This window comes from Paracoccus zeaxanthinifaciens ATCC 21588, from assembly GCF_000420145.1.
In the GTDB taxonomy this organism is placed as follows: domain Bacteria; phylum Pseudomonadota; class Alphaproteobacteria; order Rhodobacterales; family Rhodobacteraceae; genus Paracoccus; species Paracoccus zeaxanthinifaciens.
Window position 1 is genome coordinate 60,293 of record NZ_ATUJ01000005.1, and the last position, 22,168, is coordinate 82,460.

The window sequence follows — 22,168 nt, forward strand, 5'->3', positions numbered from 1 at the left end:
GGCAGGCAGGCCCCGCCGATTCCCGCGCAGGCGTGGCAGAATTCGCCGGAACGTGACTTTCCCTTGCGCCCCTTTGCCGCGAAGATGCCTGCCATGAAACAGACGCTGCGCCTTGCCCTGCCCCTGATCGTCGCCCTTGGCGGGATCGCCCCTGCGGCCCACGCCCAGCAGGGCCGCTATATCGACGTGTGGAACGACAAGGGCGGCAACGTGCTGCAGATGGTCCAGCGCAGGCAGGAACTGGCGCGGTCGGGCAAGACGGTACGGATCCGCGGCTATTGCCGCTCGGCCTGCACGATCCTGACGACGCTGCCCAATGCCTGCCTGGGGCCGGGGTCGCGGATCGGGTTCCATGCGCCCCGCATCCCCAACACGCAGATCATCCCGCCCTATGTCGATCAGATCATGGGCAACTTCTATCGCGGGGGGATTCGCGACCGGTGGTTCGGCGGCTGGAACCGGTCGCTGGACATGCAGGTGATCTCGGCGCGCGAATATGTGCGCCTCGATCCCCAGACCCGCATCTGCGACAGCATCAAGCTGCGCTGATCATTCCCGCAGGCGCCAGCCGGTCGCGAAGATCCAGCGGATCACGGCCATGCAGATCACCACCATCAGCGCCACGGCGAACAGCGACACGCCCACCGGCACGTCGGCCAGCCCGAAGAAGGACCAGCGGAACCCCGAGATGAGGTAGAGCACCGGGTTCAGCTTGGCCACACCTTCCCAGAAGGGGGGCAGCATGTCGGCCGAGTAGAACGCCCCACCTAGGAACACGAGCGGCGTCACCACCATCAGCGGGATGATCTGCAGCTGCTCGAAGTTCTTGGCCCACAGCCCGATGATGAAGCCCAGAAGGCTGAAGCCGATTGCCGTCAGGAACAGGAAGGCCAGCATCCAGAACGGATGCAGGATGTTCGCGCCCACGAAGTAGAAGCTGGTCAGCAGGATCACGAAGGCGATCAGCATGGCCTTGGCCGCCGCCGCGCCGACGAAGCCCATCGTCACCTCCAGCCAGCCGACCGGCGACACGAGATATTCGTAGATCGTGCCGCTGAATTTCGGGAAATAGATGCCGAAGCTGGCATTGCTGATGGATTGCTGAAGGATGGTCAGCATCATCAGGCCCGGCACGATGAACGCGCCATAGGGCACGCCCTCGACCGATTCGATCCGGCCCCCGATGGCCGCCCCGAAGACCACGAAATACAGGGTCGTGGAAATCACCGGCGACAGCAGCGACTGCATGATGGTGCGGAAGAACCGCGTCATCTCGTGGTGGAAGATGGCCCAGACGCCACGCCAGTTGATGCCGGTCATGCCGCGCCCTCCTTGTTGCCGTCGACAAGCGACATGAACACCTCTTCGAGGTTCGACTGACGGGTCGAGACGTCGCGCACGCTGACCCCTTCGGCCGCGAGGTCGCCCAGCAGCCGGGCGATGCCGGTGCGGTCGGCCTTGGCGTCGTATTCGTAATCCAGCCGGCGCCCGCCATCGGTCAGCGTCAGGCCGCGATCCGCCAGCGATGCGGGAACGGCGTCCAGCGGGCTGTCCAGCTCGATGGTCAGGGTCTTGGCCCCGAACTCGCCCATCAGCTCGGCGGTGGGGCGGACCAGCAGCAGGTTGCCCTTGTTGATGACGCCCACGCGGTCGGCCATCTCCTCGGCCTCTTCCAGGTAATGCGTCGTCAGGATGATGGTCACGCCCTCGCGGCGCAGCTCGCCCACGACCTGCCACATCTCGCGGCGCAGGGCGACGTCGACGCCCGCCGTGGGTTCGTCCAGGAACAGCACCTTGGGCTGATGCGCCAGCGCCTTGGCGATCAGCACGCGACGCTTCATGCCGCCCGACAATTCGCGCGTGGCGGCGTCGCGCTTGTCCCACAGGGCCAGCGCCCGCAGGATGCGTTCGATATAGGCGTCGTCCGGCGGCATCCCGTACAGGCCCCGCGTGAAGCGCACGCAGTTCATCACCTTCTCGAACGGCTCCAGCGCGATCTCCTGCGGGACCAGCCCGATCAGGCGGCGCGCCGCGCGCCAGTCCTTGCGGATGTCGTGACCGCCCACGCGGACCGTGCCGCCCGTCGGCGTCACCAGCCCGCAGATGATCGAGATGAGCGTCGTCTTGCCCGCCCCGTTCGGTCCCAGCAGGGCGATGATCTCGCCCTGGTCGATGGACAGGCTGACGCCGTCAAGCGCCTTGGTCCCGCCCTCGTATTGCTTCGAAATATTGTCGATCTCGATGATCGCGTTCATGCGTCTGTTTCCCGCTGTTTCGCGCCCTCGGGCAGGCAGATAGGCATGGGGGACCCCGATTGCCAGACGCGTGATCACATTCAGATGGGCAGGCGGCCCACGCTCATGTGGCGCTTGGTGCCGAAACCGGGGATGCGGGCGACCTCGAATCCGGCACCTGCCAGTGCGCGGCGGACATGGCCCGCGGCGGTATAGGTCGCGAAGCTTCCGCCCGGCGCGGTGTGGCGACCGACCTCGGCCATGATGGCGTCGGACCACATCAGCGGGTTCTTCGCGGGCGAGAATCCGTCCAGGAACCACGCATCCGCCCGCCCGTCCCATGCGGGCAGCGCATCGGTCACGTCGCCCAGCCGCAGGTCCAGCACCACCTGCCCCACCGTGACGCAATCGCCCGCCAGAAGCGCGTCCCAGCCCGCGCGCAGCTGCGCCGCCAGGTCGGCCAGGTCGGGAAACGCCGCGTGGGCCTGCGCCAGTTGCGCGGCGGTCATGGGATAGGCCTCGAAGCTGGTCATGCGGACCCGGACATTCGCGATCCGTGCCAGCGCCAGCGCGTTCAGCCCCGTGCCGAAGCCCAGCTCGGCCACGTGAAAGCCCGGCACCAGCCGCGCGGGCAGGTCGTTGCCGTCCAGAAAGACGTGGCGCGTCTCGGCCAGCCCGCCCGCAAGGCTGAAATAGGGGTCGTCGAAGCGCGTCGATACGGGCACGCCCCCCTCGCGCCATTCCAGCGGCGGCTCGTATTCGGATGGATCGTCGGCTATGTGCATGGGGCGCAGCATTCGGGGATCGCGATGGAATTGGCAAGCGGGGCTTTGGTGCGGATCGCGGGCGGCGGGATATTCGGGCTGGCCTGTGCGTGGCGGCTGGCACGGCGCGGCGTGGCCGTGCGAGTCCACGAGGCCCGCACGATCGGCGCGGGTTCCTCGGGCGGGCATGTGGGCGCGCTGGCGCCGCATGTGCCGGAGAACTGGAATCCCAAGAAGGCGCTGCAGCTGACCAGCCTGCTGGGCGCCGCCGATTTCTGGGCCGAGGTCGAGGACGCATCGGGCCTGCCATCGGGCTATGGCCGCACGGGTCGCATCCAGCCCGTGGCGGATCGCGCGCAGCTGCCCCGCCTGCAGGACCGGATCGAGGCCTCGCGCGAGCGCTGGCCCCGCGATGCATGGATGTCGTTGACCGACGCGCCAGAGGGCCTGGTGCCCGACAGCCCCACGGGCCTGTGGCTGCATGACGGGCTGACCGCGCGGCTGAACCCCCGCGCCGCGCTGGCGGCCCTTGCGGGCGCGATCCGCGCGAAGGGCGGCGAGGTGATCGAGCACGACCCCGCGCCCCAGGATCACGCCCCCACCATCTGGGCCACGGGCACCGAGGGGCTGCTGCACCTGAACGACGCGCTTGGCCGCAAGATCGGACAGGGGGTCAAGGGCCAGTCGCTGCTGCTGCGCCATGCCGCGCCGGGGGCCGCGCAGGTCTTCGCGGACGGGCTGCATGTCGTCCCGCACGATGACGGGACCACGGCTGTCGGGTCCACGTCCGAAAACAGCTTCGAGCACGACCGCCCCGACGACCAGCTGGACGACATCCTGGCACGCGCGGTCGCGATCTGCCCCGCGCTGCGCGACGCACCCGTGATCGACCGTTGGGCGGGCCTGCGCCCCCGCGCCCGCAGCCGCGCGCCCGTGCTGGCCGCCTGGCCCGACCGCCCCGGCCACTGGATCGCCAATGGCGGCTTCAAGATCGGCTTCGGCATGGCCCCCGTCATCGCGGACCTGGCCGCCGATGCCGTGATCGCGGGGCGCGCGGATTTCCCCGAGACCACCGCCCTGCCCTGAGCCGCTTGCACCCGTCGCCCGCCCCGCGCATCCTGCAGGGCAGAACGCCACGCAGGGACGCCGCCATGACACGCCTGACCACCGCCTTCGACGCCATCGACGCAGCCAACGCGCAGGATCCGGGCCACGAGGACGGCCAGCCTGCGAACCTGCTCTATGGTCGGCGGATGACGCAGGAACAGGAACGCCTGTTCCCCGATGCCGACGAGGTGCTGCGCATCGCTTGCCGCGGCCAGCATATCGAACGCTGGAAGCTGCCGCGCGACAGCTTTCCGATGAACCGCCCCGGATACCTGCAATGGCGCCAGGAACAGGGGCGCCGTCATGCCGAGCGCGTGGGCGCGATCATGGCCGAGGCGGGATACGACGCCGCCGATATCGACCGCGCGGGCCGGATGCTGCGCAAGCAGGGACTCAAGCGCGACCCCGACGTGCAGGCGCTGGAAGACGTGATCTGCTTCACCTTCATCCGCTGGTATCTGGGCGATTTCATGGCGACGCAGCCCGATGAACGCATGCCCCGCATCATCGAGAAGACCGCACGCAAGATGTCTGCCGCCGCACGCGCCCGCGCCCTGGCCGAGTTCGAGATGCCCGAGGAATTCGCGCGCCTGTTCCGCATCGCGGACCGCATCGGCCCGCCCGCCTGCGCGGTGATCGTGTCGCATGGCCAGCCCGGCGATCCCGAACCCCAGCAGCAGGCGGTCGAGGATCTTGCCGCCGCCGTCGCCGCCTGCAATCCCGGCCTGCCGGTGCGCGGCGCGACGCTGGCGAAACCCGGCGCGCTGGCGGATGCGGTGACGCCCGACTGCATCGTCTATCCCTTGTTCATGGCCGAGGGGTGGTTCACCGGAACCGAGCTGCCCCGCCGCCTGACCGAGGCCGGCGCCCCCGCCGCGCATATCATGCGCCCCTTCGGCACCGATGCGGGCCTGCCCGACCTGATCGTCGCCAAGGCCCGCGAGGCCGCCGATACCGAAGGCTGGCCCCTGTCCGAGGTCACGCTGCTTCTGTCGGCGCATGGATCGCAGCGCAGCCAGGCCAGCTTCACCATCACGCAGGCATTGGCCGAGACGCTGTCACCGCATTTCGCCCGCGTGGTCACGGGCTTCGTCGAACAGGAACCCTTCATCGCGGATGCGGCGCGTGACCTGCAGCGCGCGATCAGCCTGCCGCTGTTCGCCCTGCGGGCCGAGCATGTCACCGACGACCTGCCCGAGGCGCTGGACGCCGCGGGCTTCGACGGGCCCCGGCTGGACCCGATCGGCCTTGCGCCCGAGGCCCCGGCGATGATCGCGAAGTCGATCGCGGCTCAGCTGTCGCGCCCGTAATAGGCATAGCTGCCAGCAACGGTGAACCCCAGGGCGCCATAGGTCGCGCGGGCGACCTCGTTGGCGCGGCTGACGGCAAGGGCGAGCGTCTCGGCCCCCTGCTCGGCCGCCCAGAAGGCAGCGGTGCGGACCATCCAGGACCCGAGGCCCATGCGCCGGAAGGCGGGCAGGATCTCCAGCCCGTGGATCATCGCGACACCCTCGTGGCAGGCGACGAACCCCGCCCCCGCCGCGCGGTCCTGGATGCGGCCCAGCAGCGCGGCCTTGGGATGGGCCACGCGCTCCATCACGCCCTGCCGCGCGGGATTGATGTTGCCCGCCGACCAGATGTCGCGCTGGATCGCCAGGGGCGGCCAGATCGCGAAGCCCGTCACCGGCGGCACCTCCTGGTCGATCAGCGACGAGACGGGCGCCGACATCACCAGGGTCGGGATCTCGATGGCGCAGTCGCGCTCGATCAGGGCGGTCATCAGGCGGTCGTCGTCGTCCCAGGCACGGAACAGGATGCGCTGGCCCCAGTCGCGGTGCTGGGCCTCGGCGGCGTCCAGATCGTCCACGCTCCACTCGGCCACGGCACGGGCCGAGCTGACGCGCCCGCCCGCCCCCGCGCCGCGCCCCACGGCGATGCCGCCGAAGATGCGGGTCTCGGCGGCGGGCCAGCTGGCCTCGAACGCGGCGGCGATGGCCGGTGCGGGGCGCGTCACAGCGCCAGCCGCGATTTCAGCACGTCCATCGCATGGGCGACGCGATCCGTGTCCAGCCCGCGCACGACAAGGTTCGTCCCCCAGCCGCCATCGTCATGGAACGGATAGGACCCGAGCGACAGGTCCGGGAAGTCCCCCGCGATCGCCTTCAGCTCCTCGGCCACGTCGCTTTCGCCGCGGCGCACCTCGACGCTGAGCGACTGGACCGGGCGGCCCTTGGGCAGGCGCGGGATCAGCCAGTCCACCATGCCGCGGAACACCTCGGGGACGCCCGCCATCACATGCGTCCGCCCGATCGAGAAGCCGGGCGCGGCCGATACCGCGTTGTCGATCAGCGTCGCGCCCACGGGGATGCGGGCCATGCGCAGGCGGTTCTCGGTCAGTTCGGTCCCCATGCGGTCGCAGCGCTCCTGCAGCAGGCGGCGGGCCTCGGGGTCGATGGTGACGGTCGTGCCATGCGCCGCGGCGACCGCGTCGGCGGTGATGTCGTCATGCGTGGGCCCGATCCCGCCCGAGGTGAACAGCAGGTCCCAGGCCCCGCCAAGGCTGCCGTCCAGCGCGCGGATCGCATCGACGATGCGGTCGTGATCGTCGGACACGACGCGGATCTCCTGCAGGTCGAAGCCGGTGGCGGTCAGGACCTGGGCCAGGTGGTGGGCATTACCCTCGCGGGTGCGGCCCGACAGGATCTCGTCCCCGATGACGAGGATCGCGGCGGTGGGGTTGTCCGACTGCATCTTGCTTCGTCCTTCGCTGTGTGGTCGCAACATCTATGCGCGCGGGTGGGGGTGGAACAAGTGCGTCACGCCGTCTATCTAGGGGGGAAGCCCAGATAAGGACCCGCCATGAACGACAGCCGCACGACCAAGGAAGGCATCCGCATCCACATGCCCGGCGATTCCGCCGGAATGCACAAGGCGGGGGCCGTCGCATCGCAGATCCTGGACGAGGTGGGCGCGCTGGTCGAACCGGGCACCACCACCGCCGCGCTGGACGATTTCATCACCCGCCGCATCCAGGAACTGGGCGCGACCTCGGCGACGATCGGCTATCGCGGGTATCAGCACGCAAGCTGCATCAGCGTGAACCACGTCGTCTGCCACGGCATTCCGGGCGACAAGGTGCTGAAGGATGGCGACATCCTGAACATCGACGTGACCGTGATCGTGGACGGCTGGTTCGGCGATACCAGCCGCATGTACGTGGCGGGCCGCGCCCCGATCAAGGCGCAGCGCCTGCTGAAGGTCACGCATGACGCGCTGATGAAGGGCATCGAGGTGGTTCGTCCGGGTGCGACCTTCGGCGATATCGGCGCGGCCATCCAGTCCTATGCCGAGGGGCAGCGCATGTCGGTGGTCCGCGACTTCTGCGGGCACGGGATCGGCAAGGTGTTCCACGCGCCCCCGAACGTCCTGCATTTCGGCCGCGCGGGCAAAGGCCCCGTGCTGGAGGAGGGGATGTTCTTCACCATCGAGCCGATGGTGAACCTGGGCCGCCCGGAAACCAAGGTCCTGGCCGACGACTGGACCGCCGTGACGCGCGACAAGTCGCTGTCGGCGCAGTTCGAGCATTCGATCGGCGTCACCGCCGATGGCTGCGAGATCTTCACCCCCTCGGACAAGTTCTTCCCCGACCTGGGTTGAGGTCGGGATGGCGGGCCGCTCAGGCCCGCCCTGCCGCCGCCGACAGAAGCGACGGGTCGATGCCCTGGGCACGCAGCGCGCGCTGCCATTTCGCATCGTGGTCGGGATCGAAGATCAGGTCGTCCTGCCCCTCGCCCGTCAGCCAGCCATTCGCCAGCATCTCGGATTCCAGCTGCCCCGGCCCCCATCCGGCATAGCCGAGCGCAAGCACCGCCTGTTCCGGACCCTGCCCCATCGCCAGATCCTCGAGGATGTCGCGCGTCGTCGTCATGGCCAGCGCGGGGCTGATGCGCATGCGCCCCTCGGGGTCCTGCCCGTGCTGGGCGACCTTGTGCAGCACGAAGCCGCGCCCCGGCTCGACCGGGCCGCCGAAGCACACCTCGATCCGGCGGATCTCCTCACCCTTCTCGATGCCAAGCTGCTCCAGCAGGTCGCCGAAATGGATCTCGGGCAGGGGCTGGTTCAGGACCAGTCCCATCGCGCCCTCGTCGGAATGGGCGCAGACAAGCACGACCGAGCGTTCGAAGCGGGGGTCCGACATGCCCGGCATCGCGATCAGGATCTTGCCGGTCAGGTTCTCGGGCTGGTCATGCGTCAGGGTATCTGTGGTCATCGCGTCTCCTTTCCGTTCAAGATCGGGTGTCATCGGGCAAATCGCAAGCCATGCGCGCGTTTGTTACTTCCGTTGCGGGTGCGTGGGCGGCTAGGTGGGCCCATGTTGCCAAGTAGCTTTGCCCTTCGCCCGATTCTGCCCGCCATCTGCGCCACGCTGCTGGCCCTGCCCGCATGGGCGGACGACCTGCCGCCGGGCCTGGCATCCGCGCGGCTGCTGCCCGGATGGACCGACGAGGCCGGCCGACGCGTCCTTGCGCTGGAACTGGACCTGGAACCCGGCTGGAAGACCTATTGGCGCAGCCCCGGCGACAGCGGCCTGCCGCCCGATTTCGACTGGACGCGTTCGGCCAACTTGGCCCGGGTGCATCTGCACTGGCCCGCGCCGGACGCGATCGACAGCGGCGACGCGCGGGAAATGGGCTATCGCGACAGGTTGGTCCTGCCCCTCACCGCCGAGGCTGCCGACCCCGCGGACCCCATGCGCATCGCCGTCGATATCGACCTTGGCCTGTGCGAGAACATCTGCGTACCCGCGCATCTGACGCTGGACGCGCCCGCCCCCGGCGCGGCCCCCGACCCCGCGATCCTGACCGCGCTGAAGGCCGAGCCGAAGCGCCTGGACGCCCTGCCCCGTTGCGACGTCACGCCCATCGCTGATGGCGTCCGCGTCGCCATGCACCCCCCCGTGAAGGGCGTGGAGCTGGCCGCCATCGAGCTGACGGGCCGCCCCGAGATCTGGGTGTCGGGTGCCGATCTGAACGACACGCCCGACGGCCCCGAGGCCGTGGTCGAGATGGTCGGCCCCACCGCCGCGCCCTTCGACCTGGACCGCAGCCGGTTGCGGCTGACGATGGTGACGGCGGATGGCGCCGTCGAAACTCAGGGCTGCGCCGCCGACTGACGGCGCAGCGCCCAGACGCCCGTCGCGCAGGCCACGGCCAGCAGCCACAGCGCCAGCACCGCCAGCGCCTGCATCGGGGCCAGCACCGGCCACCATGCGGGCGCGGGCAGCCCCGCGGCGGGCCCGACCAGCGCCAGCATCCCCAGCCCCGCGGCGACGCAGCCCGCGCGCATCGCGCCCGCCAGCGGCCCCGCGCGCAGGGCACGCCCGAAGGCCGCGCGCGCCCGCCCGACATCCGCGCCCACCGCAAGGATCGCGGGCACGACCAGCAGCACCAGCACCATCCCGAAGCCCAGCCCATAGGCCAGCGTCACGACAGTCGGCTTCAGGAACAGCGCCTGCGAGGACCGCTCGTACAGCAGCGGCGCAAGCCCCAGCACCGTCGTCGCGGTGGTCAGCAGCACGGGCCGGAACCGGTCGCCCACCGCCGCGACGATCGCGGGGCGCAGCCCGCGCGTCCGCGCATATTCGTCGATGGTCGAGATCAGGACGATGGAATCGTTGATGATGATCCCCGACATCCCGATCAGCCCCACGATCGAGAACATGCTCATCGGCAGCTGCCAGGACGCATGTCCCCAGACCGCGCCGATCAGGCCGAAGGGAATGACCGACATGACGACCAGCGGACGCGTCCAGCTGGCGAAGATCCAGGCCAGCACCATGTAGATCCCCGTCAGCGCCGCGCCGAAGCCGATCAGCGCCTCGGACAGGAAATCGGATTCCTGTTCCGCCAGCCCCGTCAGCGCATAGCCGACACCGTATTCCCCCGCGATGCGCGGCATCAGGTCGTCCTGCAGATATGCCGTGATCCGGGCGGCGCGGGCGGGGTCGTCATCGGCGATGTCCCCCGTGACCGAGATCATCCTCTCGCCGTTCTCGCGGCGGATGACCGAGAAGCCGGCATCGGAGCTGACGGTGACGATGTCGCCCAAGGGGACCCATTCCCCCGACGAGGCCCGCATCATCATCCGTTCCAGGAAATCGGCCTGCCGGTCGCTCTCGGGCAGTTCGACCCGGATCGCGCCGGTGCGGGTGCCGACCGCGAAGGTCGCGGCCTCGATCCCACCAAGACGGCGGCGCAGGTCGGCGGCCAGCGCATCGGTGGTGAAGCCCAATGCCTCGCCCTGCGCGGTCAGTTGCAGCGCCAGCTCGGTCTTGTCGTAATCCATGCTGTCTTCCAGCGCCGAGACCTCGGGGAATTGCGACAGGTCGGACTTGATCGCCTCGGCCGCATCCTTGAGGCGCTGCGCCCCCGCCCCCGTCATGCGCACGGAGATGGCATCCCCCCCCGGCCCCGAACGGAACCCGCGGAAGCTGATCACCTCCAGCCGGGGGTCGGTGGGCATGGCCGATTGCAGGTCGGACACGAATTCGAAGCTGCTGTAGGGGCGGAAATCGGGGTCGATCAGCTCGATCTGGACGGCGCCCAGAAGGTCGGCATCCTTGGTATCCGCGCCGGGCAGCGGACGGCCCGCATTGTCGCCCACCAGCATCATCATGTGCGTGATGGGATTAGTGCCGTATTCGTCCTCGTATCGCTGGCCGACGCTGCGGGTCGCCTGTTCGACCATGTTCATCACGCGGATCGTGTCCTCGCGCGTGGCGCCCGCCAGCATGGCGAAGTTCCCCTCGACGCTGCCCTGTTCGGGGGCGTCGAAGAACCGCCAGGGCACCTTGCCCGTCATCAGCATCCCCGCCGACAGCGACAGCGCCAGGATCACGCCGGCCATCACCGGATAGCGCGCGACCAGAAGCCCCCGGACCAGCGGGCGCAGAAAGCCCGCGACGAAGCGGTCCAGCCAGCGGTTCACCAGCCTGGACGGGCGGTCGTACCAGCGGTCGCGGGCATGGCCCGCCAGCGCATGCGCCATGTGGTTCGGCAGCACCAGGAAGCATTCCGCCAGCGAGGCGATCAGCACCAGGATCACGGTCATCGGGATCTCTCCGACGATCTGGCCGAAGCGGCCGCCGATCATGGTCAGCCCGGCAAAGGCGATCACCGTGGTCAGGGTGCTGCTGATGACCGGCGCGCCCATGCGCCCCGCGGCGCGTTCGGCCGCCAGCTTGGGGGCCTCGCCCAGCTTGCGGGCGCGGTAATCGGCATGTTCGCCCACCACGATGGCGTCGTCCACGATGATCCCCAATGTCAGGATCAGCGCGAACAGAGAGATCATGTTCAGCGTCATTCCCGCCAGGTGCATCAGCGCGACGGCGGCCAGCAGCGCGGCGGGGATGCCGGCTGCGACCCAGATCGCGGTGCGGGCGTTCAGGAACAGGAACAGCAGCCCCAGGACCAGGGCCAGCCCCAGGATCGCGTTGTCCAGCAGCAGCGCCAGCCGGGCCGAGATCAGCTCGGCCCGCGCGCGGACCAGCTCGACGGTGACGCCCTCGGGCAGGGTCGGGCGCATCTCGGCGGCGATGCCCTCGACCGTCTGCTGCATGCCGATCGCATCGCCAGTCGCGGCGCGCTGGACCTCCATGGTGACGGCGGGATCGCCGCCCACGAAGAAGGCCACGTCGCGGTCGATCCCCTGGGCGGTGACGGTGGCCACGTCGCCCACGGTCAGCTGCGTCCCGTCGGGCAGCGCCTTCAGCGACAGGCCCGCGACCTCGGACGGGGTGCGGGTCTCGGAGCCCGTCCGCACGCGCGATGCGCCCGAACTGATGTCGCCCGCGGGCGTGGGGGCGGCGGCGGCGGCGATCACCTCGGCCACCTGCTGCATGGTCAGATCGTGGCGGATCAGGTCGGCCATGCGCAGCTCGACCATGGTTTCGGGGGCGGCGATCCCGGACACGGTCAGCCGCGTCACCCCCCGACCATAGAGCCGGTTCGTCATGTCGTCCGCGATGCGGCCCAGCTGGTCCAGCCCCACCGGCCCCGAGATGACGATGTCGGCCACCCTGTCGCGCCATGCGCGCCGCTCGATCTCGGGGTCCTCGGCACCCTCGGGCAGGTCGCCTGCACCCGCGACGGCGGTTTCCACATCGGCCACGGCGCGGGACATGTCCCAGCCGGGTTCGAATTCCAGGTTGATGCGGGCCGACCCTTCGGCGGCCTGCGAACTGGTCAGCATCACGCCCTCGACCGACATCAGCGCCGGTTCGAGGACGGCGACCACGGCGCTGTCCACATCCTCGGCCCCGGCGCCGTCCCAGGTCACGCGGACGTCGATCTCCTGGACGACGGTGTCGGGGAAATACTGCGCGCGCAGGCGCGGCGCGGACCACAGCCCCGCGACCACCATCACCGCCAGCAGAAGGTTCGCCAGCGTGGCGTGGCGGACGAACAGCGACAGCAGGCCGCGACTAGCCACGTCCGGCCCCCTGCGCACGCGGGCCGCGCTGCGCCGATCCGCCACCCTCCGGGGCATCCGCCGGGGCGGTGCTGTCCTCGACCCGGATGCCCGCGCCCAGCTGGGCCGAGCGTTCGGCCACGATCCGCGCGCCGTCCAGCGCGTCGGGGACCGCGATGATCACGTCGTCGCCCTGGCGGCGCAGCAATTCGACCGGCAGGGCCGACAGCCGACCGTCCTGCCCCGCGACCAGCACCGTGCCGTCGCTGCCGATGGCGGCGGCGGGCACGGTCGCGACATCCTGCAGGGTGGGTTCCTCGATCATGACCGACAGGAAATCGCCGGGGCGCAGCGCCTCGGCGCCATCGGTCACGCGGGCATAGACCACGCGCCCCGCCGCCCCTTCGGCGACCGAGGCCGCCGCACGGTCGATGCGGGCCGCCGCGCCGATCTGGCCCGCGCTTCCGTCAAGCACCAGCCTCAGGTCCAGCGGCGGCAGCGTGCCGTCATCGTCCAGAAGCCGCGCGAACTGGTCCAGCGACAACGGTATCGCCACCTCCAGCGCGGCGGGATCGATGATGGTCGCAAGCTGTTCGTTCAGGCTGACAAGCCCGCCCTCGACCGCCGTCACGTCGGTCACGCGCCCGTCGAAGCCCGCGCGGATCTCGGTATCGGCAAGGTCGTTGCGGGCCTCGGACAGGGCGATCTCGGCGCGGCGCAGGGCGTTCTCGGCGCTGGTGACGGCGCTTTCGGCATCGGCCAGCGTCGCGCGGCGGGTGATGACGGCCTGTTCCGCGGTCGAGGCCGCAAGCTGCGCAGTCTCGCGGTCGGCACTGGTCCCCAACCCGCGGGCGGCAAGATCGGTCTGGCGCGTCACGGCGGTCTCGCGCAGTTCGGCCTGGCGGATGGCGGCGGCCAGATCCTCGGTCGCGATGGAGACCGCGCGGCGGGCATCGGCCAGCACGCCCTGCGCATCGTCGCGTTCGGCCTGACGGCTTTCCAGCGCCGCCGAGGCCGAAGACGGATCGATCCGCGCCAGAAGCTGCCCCGCCGCGACGCTGCCGCCTTCCTGCAGCGCGTCGGCCAGCATGACGATCCGCCCCGCAGCGCCCGCGCGCAGCTGCAGTTCCCTGCGCGATGCGACCTGCCCGTAGACCTGCATGACCGGCACGCCCGGCCCGGCCTCGACCCGGATCAGGCGCGCGGTATAGACCTGTTCGCGCGCCCCGCGTCCCGGCCCGCCCCCATCGTCGGATGTCGTGGCCGCACGCCAGACGGCGCCCGCCGCCAGCATCAGCAATGCCAGCGTCATGAAGCCGAGAAACAGCCCAAACAGGCTGCGGGAAAGAAAACGCATGTGCCAGGTCCCGGTGATTGTGACGCCCGGTTAGCACATCATGGGGAAACCGAACCTAAACGGAAAGCGATTCCAGCCGCGCCTGCAGCGACAGAAGGTCTGCCCAGGCCTCTCGTTTCGCCTGCGGATTGCGCAGCAGATAGGCGGGGTGCGTCATCGGCAGCGCGGGCTTGCCGAAGGCCTCGGTCCATTGACCGCGCAGGCGCAGGATGCCGCGCCGTTCCAGCGCGGCCTGGCAGGGGATGTTGCCCATCAGCACGATCACGTCGGGATCGGCCAGTTCGACATGCCGCCGCAGGAAGGGCATGCTGACCGCGATCTCGTCGGGGTTGGGATCGCGGTTGCCCGGCGGGCGCCATGTCAGCACGTTCACGATATAGATCGCGGCCTGCGCATCCACCGCGTCGCGTGCCATGCCGATGGCGGCGAACATGCGGTCCAGCAGCTGCCCCGCGCGGCCCACGAAGGGGCGGCCCTGGCGGTCCTCCTCGTCCCCCGGCGCCTCGCCCAGGATCAGGACGCGGGCCTTGGGGTTGCCGTCGGCAAAGCAGAAGTTCCGCGCGCCCTTCTTCAGCTCGATCCCGTCGAAGCCCTGCTGGGCGGATGCCAGCGCCTCGAGCGTGCTGGCCGATGCGGCAAGGGCCTCGGCCTCGGCCAGGCGGGCGGCGCTGTCGTCATCGTCGGCAGGCGGAGGCACGGGGGCTGCGGGGGCCGCGGGCAGCGGCGGCAGTTCGGGGCGGGCCGGCAGGTCGAAGCGGTCGACGGGGGCGTCCATGACCGGCATGTCCGCGCCCATCTCCATCTGCCATTCCAGCAGTGCCAGCGCCGTCTCGGCGTCCAGCTCGATTCCCTGATAAGTCGTGGCATCCATGTCGCGGGCCAAGCTAGGGGCGCGGGCGCCGCTAGTCCACCACCAGCATGTAGCCGGTGCCGCGAACCGTCTGCAGGAAGCGCGGTTCGCGCGGGTCGGGCTCGATCTTGCGGCGCAGGCGGGTGATCTGGACGTCGATGGCACGCTCGCCGCCCTCGGCCTCGTCGCCGCCACGGCCCAGATCCTCGATCAGCTCGGCCCGGCTGACGGGCTGACCCCGGCTGGCGGCCAGCCTGCGCAGCAGCGCCGATTCGGTGCCCGTCAGGCGCAGCGGCGTGTCGCCCTGCCACAGATCGCCCTTGTCCGTGTCGTATCGCAGCTGGCCCAGTGTCAGGAACTTGGGCTGCGCGATTTCCACGGCGGGCACGCGGCGCAGGATGGCCGAGATGCGCAGCAGCAGCTCTCGCGGCTCGAAGGGCTTGGGCAGGTAATCGTCCGCCCCGCTTTCGAGGCCCGCGATCCGGTCCTCGGTCTCGCCCCGCGCGGTCAGCAGCAGGATGGGCGTCTGGATGCGCCTGCGCAGATCGCGCGTCAGTTCCAGCCCGTCCTCGCCCGGCATCATCACGTCCAGCACGATCAGGTCGAATTCGAGACCCGCCAGCAGCCTGCGGGCCTGGGCGGCATCGCGCGCCATGCTGACCATGAAGCCGTTGCGCCGCAGGAACCGACCCAGCAGGGCGCGAATGCGTTCGTCGTCATCGACGATCAGCAGATGGGCGTCGGTCGTCATGGCGTTTCCCCTGGCGGCTCAGCGATCTTCGGGCAGATCCTTCATCGCCTGATACTGCGCCCGCATGTCGGGGTCCATCATCGCTTCCAGCACCTGCCGGAAACCGGCCACCGCCTGCGGCCCCGCCTTGCGATAGGCGCCCCGCATCCGCGCGCGCTGCGCCTCGGACAGGCGGCGTTCCAGCGCGGTGCCCGTCTGGGTCAGGAACAGCTGCCTTTCGCGCCGGTCGCGGCGGCCGACGCGGCTTTCGACCAGGCCGTCCTCGATCAGGGCGCGCAGGACGCGGTTCAGCGACTGCTTGGTCACCCCCAGCACCGCCAGCAGCGACGTGACCGTCAGGCCCGGTTCGCGGTTGATGAAATGCAGCGCGCGGTGATGGGCGCGGCCATAGTCCAGATCCTCGAGGATCATGTCCGGATCGGCGGTGAAGGCCCGGTAGGCGAAGAACATCGCCTCGATCCCGCGACGCAGCTGGTCGTCCGTCAGGAACAGCAGATCCTCGCCGACCATGGTCTGAATACGGGCCTTGTCCTGCATGCGGGGTCCTTCCGGTCTTGTCGTCGCGTTATGGCAGCGTTGTTGACTTTCTATGCGGTGATTGCTAGCCGTCAACCGTCTTGCGTAACAAACATGCCAAATCCGCCCGGAATTGCGCAAGAATCGAACATCGGGTGGTCGACGGAGATGACGATGAACGGGGCTTACGACGATCGCGACGGCAAGATCTGGATGGACGGCGAACTGGTCGACTGGCGCGATGCGAAAGTGCACGTCCTGACCCATGCGCTGCATTATGCAAGCTCGGTCTTCGAGGGCGAGCGCTGCTATGACGGCAAGATCTTCAAGGGACACGAGCATTCGCTGCGGCTGATCGAATCGGGCCGCCTGCTGGACATGCCGCTGCCCTATTCGGCCGAGGAACTGGACGCCGCCAAGGAAGAGGTGCTGAAGGCCAACGGCTTCGAGAACGCCTATATCCGCGTGGTGGCATGGCGCGGGTCGGGGCCCGACATGGGCGTGTCCGCCGCGCGCAACCCCGTCCGCGTCGCCGTCGCCGCCTGGGAATGGGGCAGCTATTACGGCGATGCGAAATGGCAGGGCGCGAAGCTGGACGTCGCCAAGTGGAAGCGTCCCAGCCCCGAGACCATCCCGACCGCGGCCAAGGCCGCAGGCCTTTACATGATCTGCACCATGTCCAAGCACGCCGCCGAGGCCAAGGGCTGCTCGGACGCGCTGTTCATGGACTGGGAGGGCTACGTGGCCGAAGCAACCGGCGCGAACATCTTCTTCGTCAAGGACGGAGAGATCCACACGCCGCTGGCCGACCGTTTCCTGAACGGCATCACGCGCCAGACCGTCATCCAGATGCTGAAGGACAAGGGCTTCGTCGTCCATGAACGCCGCATCCTGCCCGAGGAGCTGGAAGGCTTCAGCGAATGCTGGCTGACCGGCACTGCAGCCGAGGTGACGCCGGTCGGCCAGATCGGCGACTGGATGTTCCAGGTCGGCCAGATCACCCGCAAGGTGGCCGAGGATTACGAGGCGCTGGTCCGCGCCTGATCGCGGCACGCATCGACGTCAAAGGGGGGCCTCGCGCCCCCCTTTCGCATGTTCGGACCGGGTGTCCGTCAGGCCAGCCTGCCCCGTTCGATCCGCGCGAATTCGGCGGATTTGCGCAGCTGCCCGTCGCGCCCCTGCGGACGCGTCTGCAGGCTCAGGCTGCTTTCATGGGGCATCGCATCGCGGTCCTGGCGCAGGAAATGCTGCATCCGGGACTGTCCGCGAAGCCTTGGCTGATCGGCGATATGCTTGGTCATGGGGACCTCCTTCCCGGCCCCAGTATAGGGCCGAATCGGTCCTTCTCCAAATCTCAGGCGGCCTTGATGCCCTGTGCGGCCGACAGGACGGCGTGCAGTGCGACGGCATCGTCATTCGCGCGCAGCTTCTGGCGCAGGTCCTGATCGCGCAGCGTGCGCGACACCAGCGCCAGCGCCTTGAGGTGATCGACACCGCCCGATTCGGGGGCCAGAAGCGCAAAGACCAGATCCACCGGCTGGCGGTCCACGGCGTCGAAATCCAGGGGCTTCTCCAGCCGCAGGAACAGGCCCGCGACCTTTTCCAGCCCGTGAAGCCGCGCATGGGGCAGCGCCACGCCATGGCCCACGCCCGTCGGACCAAGGCTCTCGCGTTCCTGCAGGGCGTCCAGCACCTCGGATGCCGGGACGCCGTACTGGGCCTCGGCCAGCTCGGCCAGTTCCTGGAACAGCCGTTTCTTCGAGGTGACCTGCCCGAGAGAGCGTACCGCCCCCGGCTGAAGGATCTCGCTGATCTGCATCGTCTTCGCGTCTTTCCCAATCCGACCGCCCCCGAAATCCCAACGGGCACGGGGGCGACAGAGTTCAAATTGGCGTCAGTCGCGGCGGCGCTCAGCCGTTTCCGCGCGGGTCGATCCAGCCCACATTGCCGTCGTCGCGGCGGTGGACGACATTGACGCCGCCATGTTTCTCGTTGCGGAACACCAGAAGCGGTGTGCCTGCCAGTTCCATCTGCATCACCGCATCACCGACCGACAGGGTGGGAACGCGGCTCTCCATCTCGGCGATGATGATGGGTTCCAGGCTTCCGCCCTGCGATTCCCATTCGTCCTCGTCGGCGGCCAGCACATAGCTTCCGGCCTCGCCGAAGACAACAGGTGCCGCGCGGTCCTTGTGATGATCCTTGAGGCGGCGCTTGTAGCGGCGAAGCTGCTTGTCCATCTTCTCGCGGCAGGCCTCGAAGGCGGCATAGATCTCGGTCGCCAGGCCCCGCGACTGCACGGTCAGCCCGGTCGACAGATGCACCACAGCGTCGCACAAGTACTGATGCGCGTCCTTCGAGAAGGTCACGGTCGCATCCGTCGGGCGCTGAGAATACTTCTCGATCGTCTCGCCCAGCTCGGATTTGACATGCGTGCTCAACGCATCTCCGACATCGATGTGTTTTCCGCTGATGGTGTAGCGCATCGTTATTCCTCTCCGGTTGCCCGTTTCGTTGCGCAGGCCCGTTCAAAGGCCGGCGACGGCGGAAACGGGGGTCGGCGGGGCGGCACTTCCGCGCCCGCATGAGTCAATTTGGTGACAGCATTCCGGCGTTGTCAACGGTGCGCACGTGGCCGTGAGAGCGATTTGCACGACGCGCATCACGCCATGCGGAAGCCCTCGCCCAGATAGACTTCGCGCACCTTGGGGTCGGCGACGATCTGGTCCGTGGTGCCGGACATCAGGACGTGGCCGTCATGCAGGATATAGGCGCGATCGACGATGCCCAATGTCTCGCGGACGTTGTGATCGGTGATCAGCACACCGATCCCGCGCCCCTTCAGGTCGTGGACAAGGCTGCGGATCTCGCCCACGGCGATGGGGTCCACGCCCGCGAAGGGTTCGTCCAGCAGCAGGAAACCGGGGTTCGAGGCAAGGCAGCGGGCGATCTCGGCCCGCCTGCGTTCGCCGCCCGACAGCGCCAGCGCGGGGGCGCCGCGCAGATGCGTGATCGAGAAGTCGGCCAGCAGCTCCTCCAGCCGGTCGCGGCGGCGATGGGGGTCCGCGACCGAGACCTCCAGCACGGCCATGATGTTCTGTTCGACCGTCAGGCCGCGAAAGATCGACATCTCCTGCGGAAGATAGCCGATGCCCATGCGTGCGCGGCGGAACATGGGCAGGCGCGTCACGTCCCGACCGTCGATCGAGACGCTGCCCGCATCGGGCGTCACCAGCCCCGCGATGCAGTAGAAGGTCGTCGTCTTGCCCGATCCGTTCGGACCCAGAAGGGCCACGACCTCGCCGCGCGACAGGCTGACGGACACCTCGCGGATGACGGGGCGGTTCTTGTAGGACTTGCGCAGTTCGCGGACGATCAGCCCCTCGGTCATTGGCCGCTTCCCTGCTGCAGGATGGTGCGGACGCGGCCCTGCGCCTCGGCGGTGCCGTTGCGGATGTCCACGGTGATGCGGTTGCCCGACAGCACGTTGCGGCCCTGCGTCAGCAGCACGTCGCCGGTCAGCAGCACGGTGCCGGCCTCGACATCGTATCGCGCCTCCTGCGCCTCGGCGGCGTCCTCGCCCGCGACCAGCGTCACGTTGCCCCGCGCCAGCAGCGCGCGGATGCGGTCCTGCCCGCCTTCGGCATATTCGACCGTCACGTCGTCGGCCGAAAGGCGCATCTCGCCCTGGCCGATCACCACGTTGCCGGTAAAGCGCGCGCTGCCGTCGGATTGGTTCACCGACAGGTTGTCGGCCGCCACCTCGACCGGGGCCGAGGGGTCGCTGTCCATGCCGCCGAAGGCGACGCTCTGGGCGATGGCCGCCGCGGGCAGCAGCGCAAGGGTCAGGGCAAGGACGAACTGGCGCGGCATGGCGGATTCCCTCATTCGGTCTGTGGGCGGTATATCAGACGGACCCCGCCCGAGAAATTCAAGATCGCCGGTCCGTCGGATGCTTCCGCATCCTCGGGCTCCAGCCGCATCGATCCGGCCTCGATCTCGCCGAAGGGGGCCTCGGCCTCGACCCGGGTGTCGGCGCGCAGCACCCCCTGCCCCGTCGCGGCCTCGAGGCTGTCGGTCACCAGCCGCCACCCGGTCGAGGTCTGCATCGTCACGCCCCCGCCCAGCCGGATCGCGTCGGCATCCGACCCGCCATTCGGCGCGGTGACGGTGGCGGTCACCCCATCGCTGCGGCGCAGGTCCAGCTGCAACCCCTCGGCGGTGGCGCCGTCGGCGGTCGGGCGCCCGTTCGCGGCACGCAGCGCGATCTGCGACCCGTCGCCCGCGACGGCGGAGTATTCCGGTGCCACCACGCGCCCCTCGCGGGCGGCTTCCTCGGCGTCGACCTCGGCATAGGGGATGCGCGATTCGGTGTCCGACCCGCGAGAGAACAGGAACATCGTCGACAGCATCGCCAGCGCCACCAGGGGCAGCAGGACACGAAGCCAGCGGACGATGCGGGTGCGGTTCATGGCGTCACACGAGCCCTGCGCGAAGACAGTCGTGGATATGCAGGATGCCGCAGGGCCGCCCGTCTTGCACCGCGAACAGGCAGGTGATCTTGCGGTCCTGCATCTCTGCCAGCGCGGCCTCGGCCAGGGCATCGGGCGCGATGACGCGCGGCGCGGCGGTCATGACCTGGTGCGCGCGGTGATCCAGCAGTCCCTGCATGTGGCGGCGAAGGTCGCCATCGGTGATGATGCCCACCAGTTCGCCCTCGGGGCCGGTGACGCCGGTGACGCCGTATCCCTTCTGGCTGATCGTCAGCAGCGCGTCGGACATGGGCGCGTCGCTGTCCACCAGCGGCATGTCGCGATGCATCAGGTCGCCCACCTTGGCCAGCAGCGCGCCCAGCTTGCCGCCGGGATGGAAGACGCGGAAATGTTCGGGGGTGAACTGCCGATGCTCCATCAGGGCGATGGCCAGCGCATCGCCAAGCGCCAGCGTCATGGTGGTCGAGGTCGTGGGCACGATGCCGTTGCCGCAGGCCTCGTCCGCCTGGGGCAGCAGCAGGCCCACGTCGGACTGCCGGATCAGCGTCGATCCGGGGCGCGAGGCGACGCCGATCAGCGGGATGCCGAAGCGGCGCGTATGGGCGATCAGGTCGGCCAGCTCGGGCGTCTCGCCGCTGTTGGACAGGACCAGCGCGACATCCTGCTTCGTGACCATGCCCAGATCGCCGTGGCTGGCCTCGCCCGGATGGACGAACTGCGCCGGCGTGCCGGTGGACGCGAAAGTGGCCGCGATCTTGCGGCCAACATGGCCCGACTTGCCCATGCCGGAAACGATCACCCGCCCCTCGGCGCCCAGGATCGTGCGGACGGCGCGGTCAAATTCCTCGCCCAAAGTGTCGGACAGGGCCTGAAGCCCCGCCATTTCCGTCGCGATGACGCGCCTTGCGGCGGCGATGTAATCGTTCAAACCTTCCTCCTTGGTCGTCGCCCCGTCAATCATCAGTGGCGAAAGATGTCACCCTCGTCGCCCCAGCCCAGAAGGTCCAGATGGGCGCGGGCGGGCAGAAAGTCAAAGCACGCCTGCGCAAGGCCCATGCGGTTCTCGCGCTTCAGGCGGGTTTCCAGCGCCTCTTTCAGCTTGTGCAGGTGCAGCACGTCCGAGGCCGCGTATTCCAGCTGCGCGTCGGTCAGGTCGGCCGCGCCCCAGTCGCTGGTCTGCTGCTGCTTGCTGACATCGACGTTCACCATCTCGTTCAGCAGGTATTTCAGGCCGTGGCGGTCGGTGAAGGTGCGGACCAGCCTCGAGGCGATCTTGGTGCACCAGACGGGCGCGGTCACCACGCCGAAGGCGTTTTCCAGCGCCGCGATGTCGAAGCGCCCGAAATGGAACAGCTTCAGCACCTTCGGATCGGTCAGCAGCTTCGTCAGGTTCGGGGCCTCGGTCTGGCCGCGCTCGATCTGGACCAGGTGGGCATCCCCGTCCCCCGAGGACAGCTGCACCAGGCACAGGCGGTCGCGGCGCGGGTCCAGCCCCATCGTCTCCGTGTCGATGGCCACGACATTGCCGAGGTCCAGATCGTCGGGCAGATCGTTGGGATAAAGATGGATGCTCATCCTGCGGTCCTTTCTGGAGCAGAGGGTCGCGAAGTTTCGTTCCCTGCCTCTC

General features: G+C 69.1%; 25 protein-coding genes. 6 read left to right on the forward strand and 19 right to left on the reverse strand.

Annotated elements, in window-relative coordinates; translation table 11 throughout:
- Positions 1–93: 93 nt before the first annotated feature.
- Positions 94–549 (forward strand): hypothetical protein, encoded by a 456-nt coding sequence (locus tag F804_RS0106585; protein WP_022706954.1) that lies wholly within the window; start codon positions 94–96, stop codon positions 547–549.
- Here F804_RS0106585 and F804_RS0106590 read toward each other — a convergent pair whose 3' ends face one another.
- The 3 genes from F804_RS0106590 to mnmC2 form a co-directional block, all read right to left on the reverse strand.
- Positions 550–1,311: an ABC transporter permease gene (locus F804_RS0106590; protein ID WP_028725706.1), complete on the reverse strand. Its 762-nt coding sequence runs from the start codon at positions 1,309–1,311 to the stop codon at positions 550–552.
- A gap of 5 nt (positions 1,312–1,316) precedes the next feature.
- Positions 1,317–2,255 (reverse strand): ABC transporter ATP-binding protein, encoded by a 939-nt coding sequence (locus F804_RS0106595; protein WP_022706956.1) that lies wholly within the window; start codon positions 2,253–2,255, stop codon positions 1,317–1,319.
- Between the two features lie 80 nt (positions 2,256–2,335).
- Complete coding sequence (gene mnmC2 / locus F804_RS0106600) at positions 2,336–3,019, reverse strand: tRNA (5-methylaminomethyl-2-thiouridine)(34)-methyltransferase MnmC2 (RefSeq protein WP_022706957.1); 684 nt, start codon at positions 3,017–3,019, stop codon at positions 2,336–2,338.
- 24 nt (positions 3,020–3,043) lie between these two features.
- Between mnmC2 and F804_RS0106605 the strand changes: the two genes are divergently transcribed.
- Entirely contained in the window at positions 3,044–4,084 is a 1,041-nt protein-coding gene (locus F804_RS0106605) for an NAD(P)/FAD-dependent oxidoreductase (protein WP_156845212.1), read from the forward strand.
- Between the two features lie 65 nt (positions 4,085–4,149).
- The gene (locus F804_RS17745; protein ID WP_342662147.1) at positions 4,150–5,415 is read left to right on the forward strand and encodes a DUF4202 family protein; all 1,266 of its coding nucleotides are present in this window, start codon (positions 4,150–4,152) and stop codon (positions 5,413–5,415) included.
- On the opposite strand, the gene F804_RS0106620 is transcribed toward F804_RS17745, so the two are convergent.
- Entirely contained in the window at positions 5,397–6,119 is a 723-nt protein-coding gene (locus F804_RS0106620) for a GNAT family N-acetyltransferase (protein ID WP_022706959.1), read from the reverse strand. The genes F804_RS17745 and F804_RS0106620 overlap by 19 nt on opposite strands.
- Positions 6,116–6,856 carry a competence/damage-inducible protein A gene (locus F804_RS0106625; protein WP_022706960.1) on the reverse strand — a complete coding sequence of 247 codons (741 nt, stop codon included), beginning with the start codon at positions 6,854–6,856 and terminating at the stop codon, positions 6,116–6,118. The genes F804_RS0106620 and F804_RS0106625 overlap by 4 nt, the downstream gene beginning before the upstream one ends.
- 108 nt (positions 6,857–6,964) lie before the next feature.
- On the opposite strand from F804_RS0106625, the gene map reads away from it, so the two are divergent.
- Positions 6,965–7,762 (forward strand): type I methionyl aminopeptidase, encoded by a 798-nt coding sequence (gene map, locus F804_RS0106630; RefSeq protein ID WP_022706961.1) that lies wholly within the window; start codon positions 6,965–6,967, stop codon positions 7,760–7,762.
- Between the two features lie 19 nt (positions 7,763–7,781).
- On the opposite strand, the gene F804_RS0106635 is transcribed toward map, so the two are convergent.
- On the reverse strand, positions 7,782–8,375 hold the full coding sequence (locus F804_RS0106635; RefSeq protein ID WP_022706962.1) for a YqgE/AlgH family protein: 594 nt from the start codon (positions 8,373–8,375) through the stop codon (positions 7,782–7,784).
- A 102-nt stretch (positions 8,376–8,477) separates the two neighbouring features.
- On the opposite strand from F804_RS0106635, the gene F804_RS0106640 reads away from it, so the two are divergent.
- Complete coding sequence (locus tag F804_RS0106640) at positions 8,478–9,278, forward strand: protein-disulfide reductase DsbD domain-containing protein (protein WP_022706963.1); 801 nt, start codon at positions 8,478–8,480, stop codon at positions 9,276–9,278.
- Here F804_RS0106640 and F804_RS0106645 read toward each other — a convergent pair.
- Genes F804_RS0106645 through F804_RS0106665 form a run of 5 tightly spaced genes read right to left on the reverse strand, consistent with a single transcriptional unit; the run spans position 9,257 to position 16,069 of the window.
- Complete coding sequence (locus F804_RS0106645) at positions 9,257–12,595, reverse strand: efflux RND transporter permease subunit (RefSeq protein ID WP_040595791.1); 3,339 nt, start codon at positions 12,593–12,595, stop codon at positions 9,257–9,259. The genes F804_RS0106640 and F804_RS0106645 overlap by 22 nt on opposite strands.
- Positions 12,588–13,931, reverse strand: coding sequence for an efflux RND transporter periplasmic adaptor subunit (locus F804_RS15855; protein WP_022706965.1), 1,344 nt, complete (start codon positions 13,929–13,931; stop codon positions 12,588–12,590). Before F804_RS15855 ends, F804_RS0106645 begins: the two co-directional genes overlap by 8 nt.
- A gap of 55 nt (positions 13,932–13,986) precedes the next feature.
- A complete protein-coding gene (locus F804_RS0106655) occupies positions 13,987–14,802 on the reverse strand; it encodes a uracil-DNA glycosylase (RefSeq protein WP_028725713.1) in 816 nt (271 codons plus the stop codon).
- A gap of 31 nt (positions 14,803–14,833) precedes the next feature.
- Positions 14,834–15,532, reverse strand: a complete 699-nt coding sequence (locus F804_RS0106660) for a response regulator (protein ID WP_022706967.1) — start codon at positions 15,530–15,532, stop codon at positions 14,834–14,836.
- 18 nt (positions 15,533–15,550) lie between these two features.
- Complete coding sequence (locus F804_RS0106665) at positions 15,551–16,069, reverse strand: MarR family winged helix-turn-helix transcriptional regulator (protein ID WP_022706968.1); 519 nt, start codon at positions 16,067–16,069, stop codon at positions 15,551–15,553.
- A gap of 153 nt (positions 16,070–16,222) precedes the next feature.
- Between F804_RS0106665 and F804_RS0106670 the strand changes: the two genes are divergently transcribed.
- The gene (locus F804_RS0106670) at positions 16,223–17,092 is read left to right on the forward strand and encodes a branched-chain amino acid aminotransferase (RefSeq protein ID WP_028725714.1); all 870 of its coding nucleotides are present in this window, start codon (positions 16,223–16,225) and stop codon (positions 17,090–17,092) included.
- Between the two features lie 68 nt (positions 17,093–17,160).
- On the opposite strand, the gene F804_RS0106675 is transcribed toward F804_RS0106670, so the two are convergent.
- The 8 genes from F804_RS0106675 to F804_RS0106710 form a co-directional block, all read right to left on the reverse strand.
- Entirely contained in the window at positions 17,161–17,349 is a 189-nt protein-coding gene (locus F804_RS0106675) for a hypothetical protein (protein WP_022706970.1), read from the reverse strand.
- Between the two features lie 53 nt (positions 17,350–17,402).
- On the reverse strand, positions 17,403–17,867 hold the full coding sequence (locus F804_RS0106680; protein ID WP_022706971.1) for a PTS sugar transporter subunit IIA: 465 nt from the start codon (positions 17,865–17,867) through the stop codon (positions 17,403–17,405).
- A 91-nt stretch (positions 17,868–17,958) separates the two neighbouring features.
- Positions 17,959–18,534 (reverse strand): ribosome hibernation-promoting factor, HPF/YfiA family, encoded by a 576-nt coding sequence (hpf, locus tag F804_RS0106685; protein ID WP_022706972.1) that lies wholly within the window; start codon positions 18,532–18,534, stop codon positions 17,959–17,961.
- Positions 18,535–18,710: 176 nt separating this feature from the next.
- The gene (gene lptB, locus F804_RS0106690) at positions 18,711–19,439 is read right to left on the reverse strand and encodes an LPS export ABC transporter ATP-binding protein (protein ID WP_022706973.1); all 729 of its coding nucleotides are present in this window, start codon (positions 19,437–19,439) and stop codon (positions 18,711–18,713) included.
- Entirely contained in the window at positions 19,436–19,921 is a 486-nt protein-coding gene (gene lptA, locus F804_RS0106695; protein ID WP_022706974.1) for a lipopolysaccharide transport periplasmic protein LptA, read from the reverse strand. Before lptA ends, lptB begins: the two co-directional genes overlap by 4 nt.
- An 11-nt stretch (positions 19,922–19,932) precedes the next feature.
- The gene (locus F804_RS0106700) at positions 19,933–20,520 is read right to left on the reverse strand and encodes a hypothetical protein (RefSeq protein WP_028725715.1); all 588 of its coding nucleotides are present in this window, start codon (positions 20,518–20,520) and stop codon (positions 19,933–19,935) included.
- A gap of 4 nt (positions 20,521–20,524) precedes the next feature.
- Entirely contained in the window at positions 20,525–21,424 is a 900-nt protein-coding gene (locus F804_RS0106705; protein WP_051142316.1) for a KpsF/GutQ family sugar-phosphate isomerase, read from the reverse strand.
- A gap of 77 nt (positions 21,425–21,501) precedes the next feature.
- Positions 21,502–22,116 (reverse strand): ribonuclease D, encoded by a 615-nt coding sequence (locus tag F804_RS0106710; RefSeq protein ID WP_022706977.1) that lies wholly within the window; start codon positions 22,114–22,116, stop codon positions 21,502–21,504.
- Between the last annotated feature and the right edge of the window lie 52 nt (positions 22,117–22,168).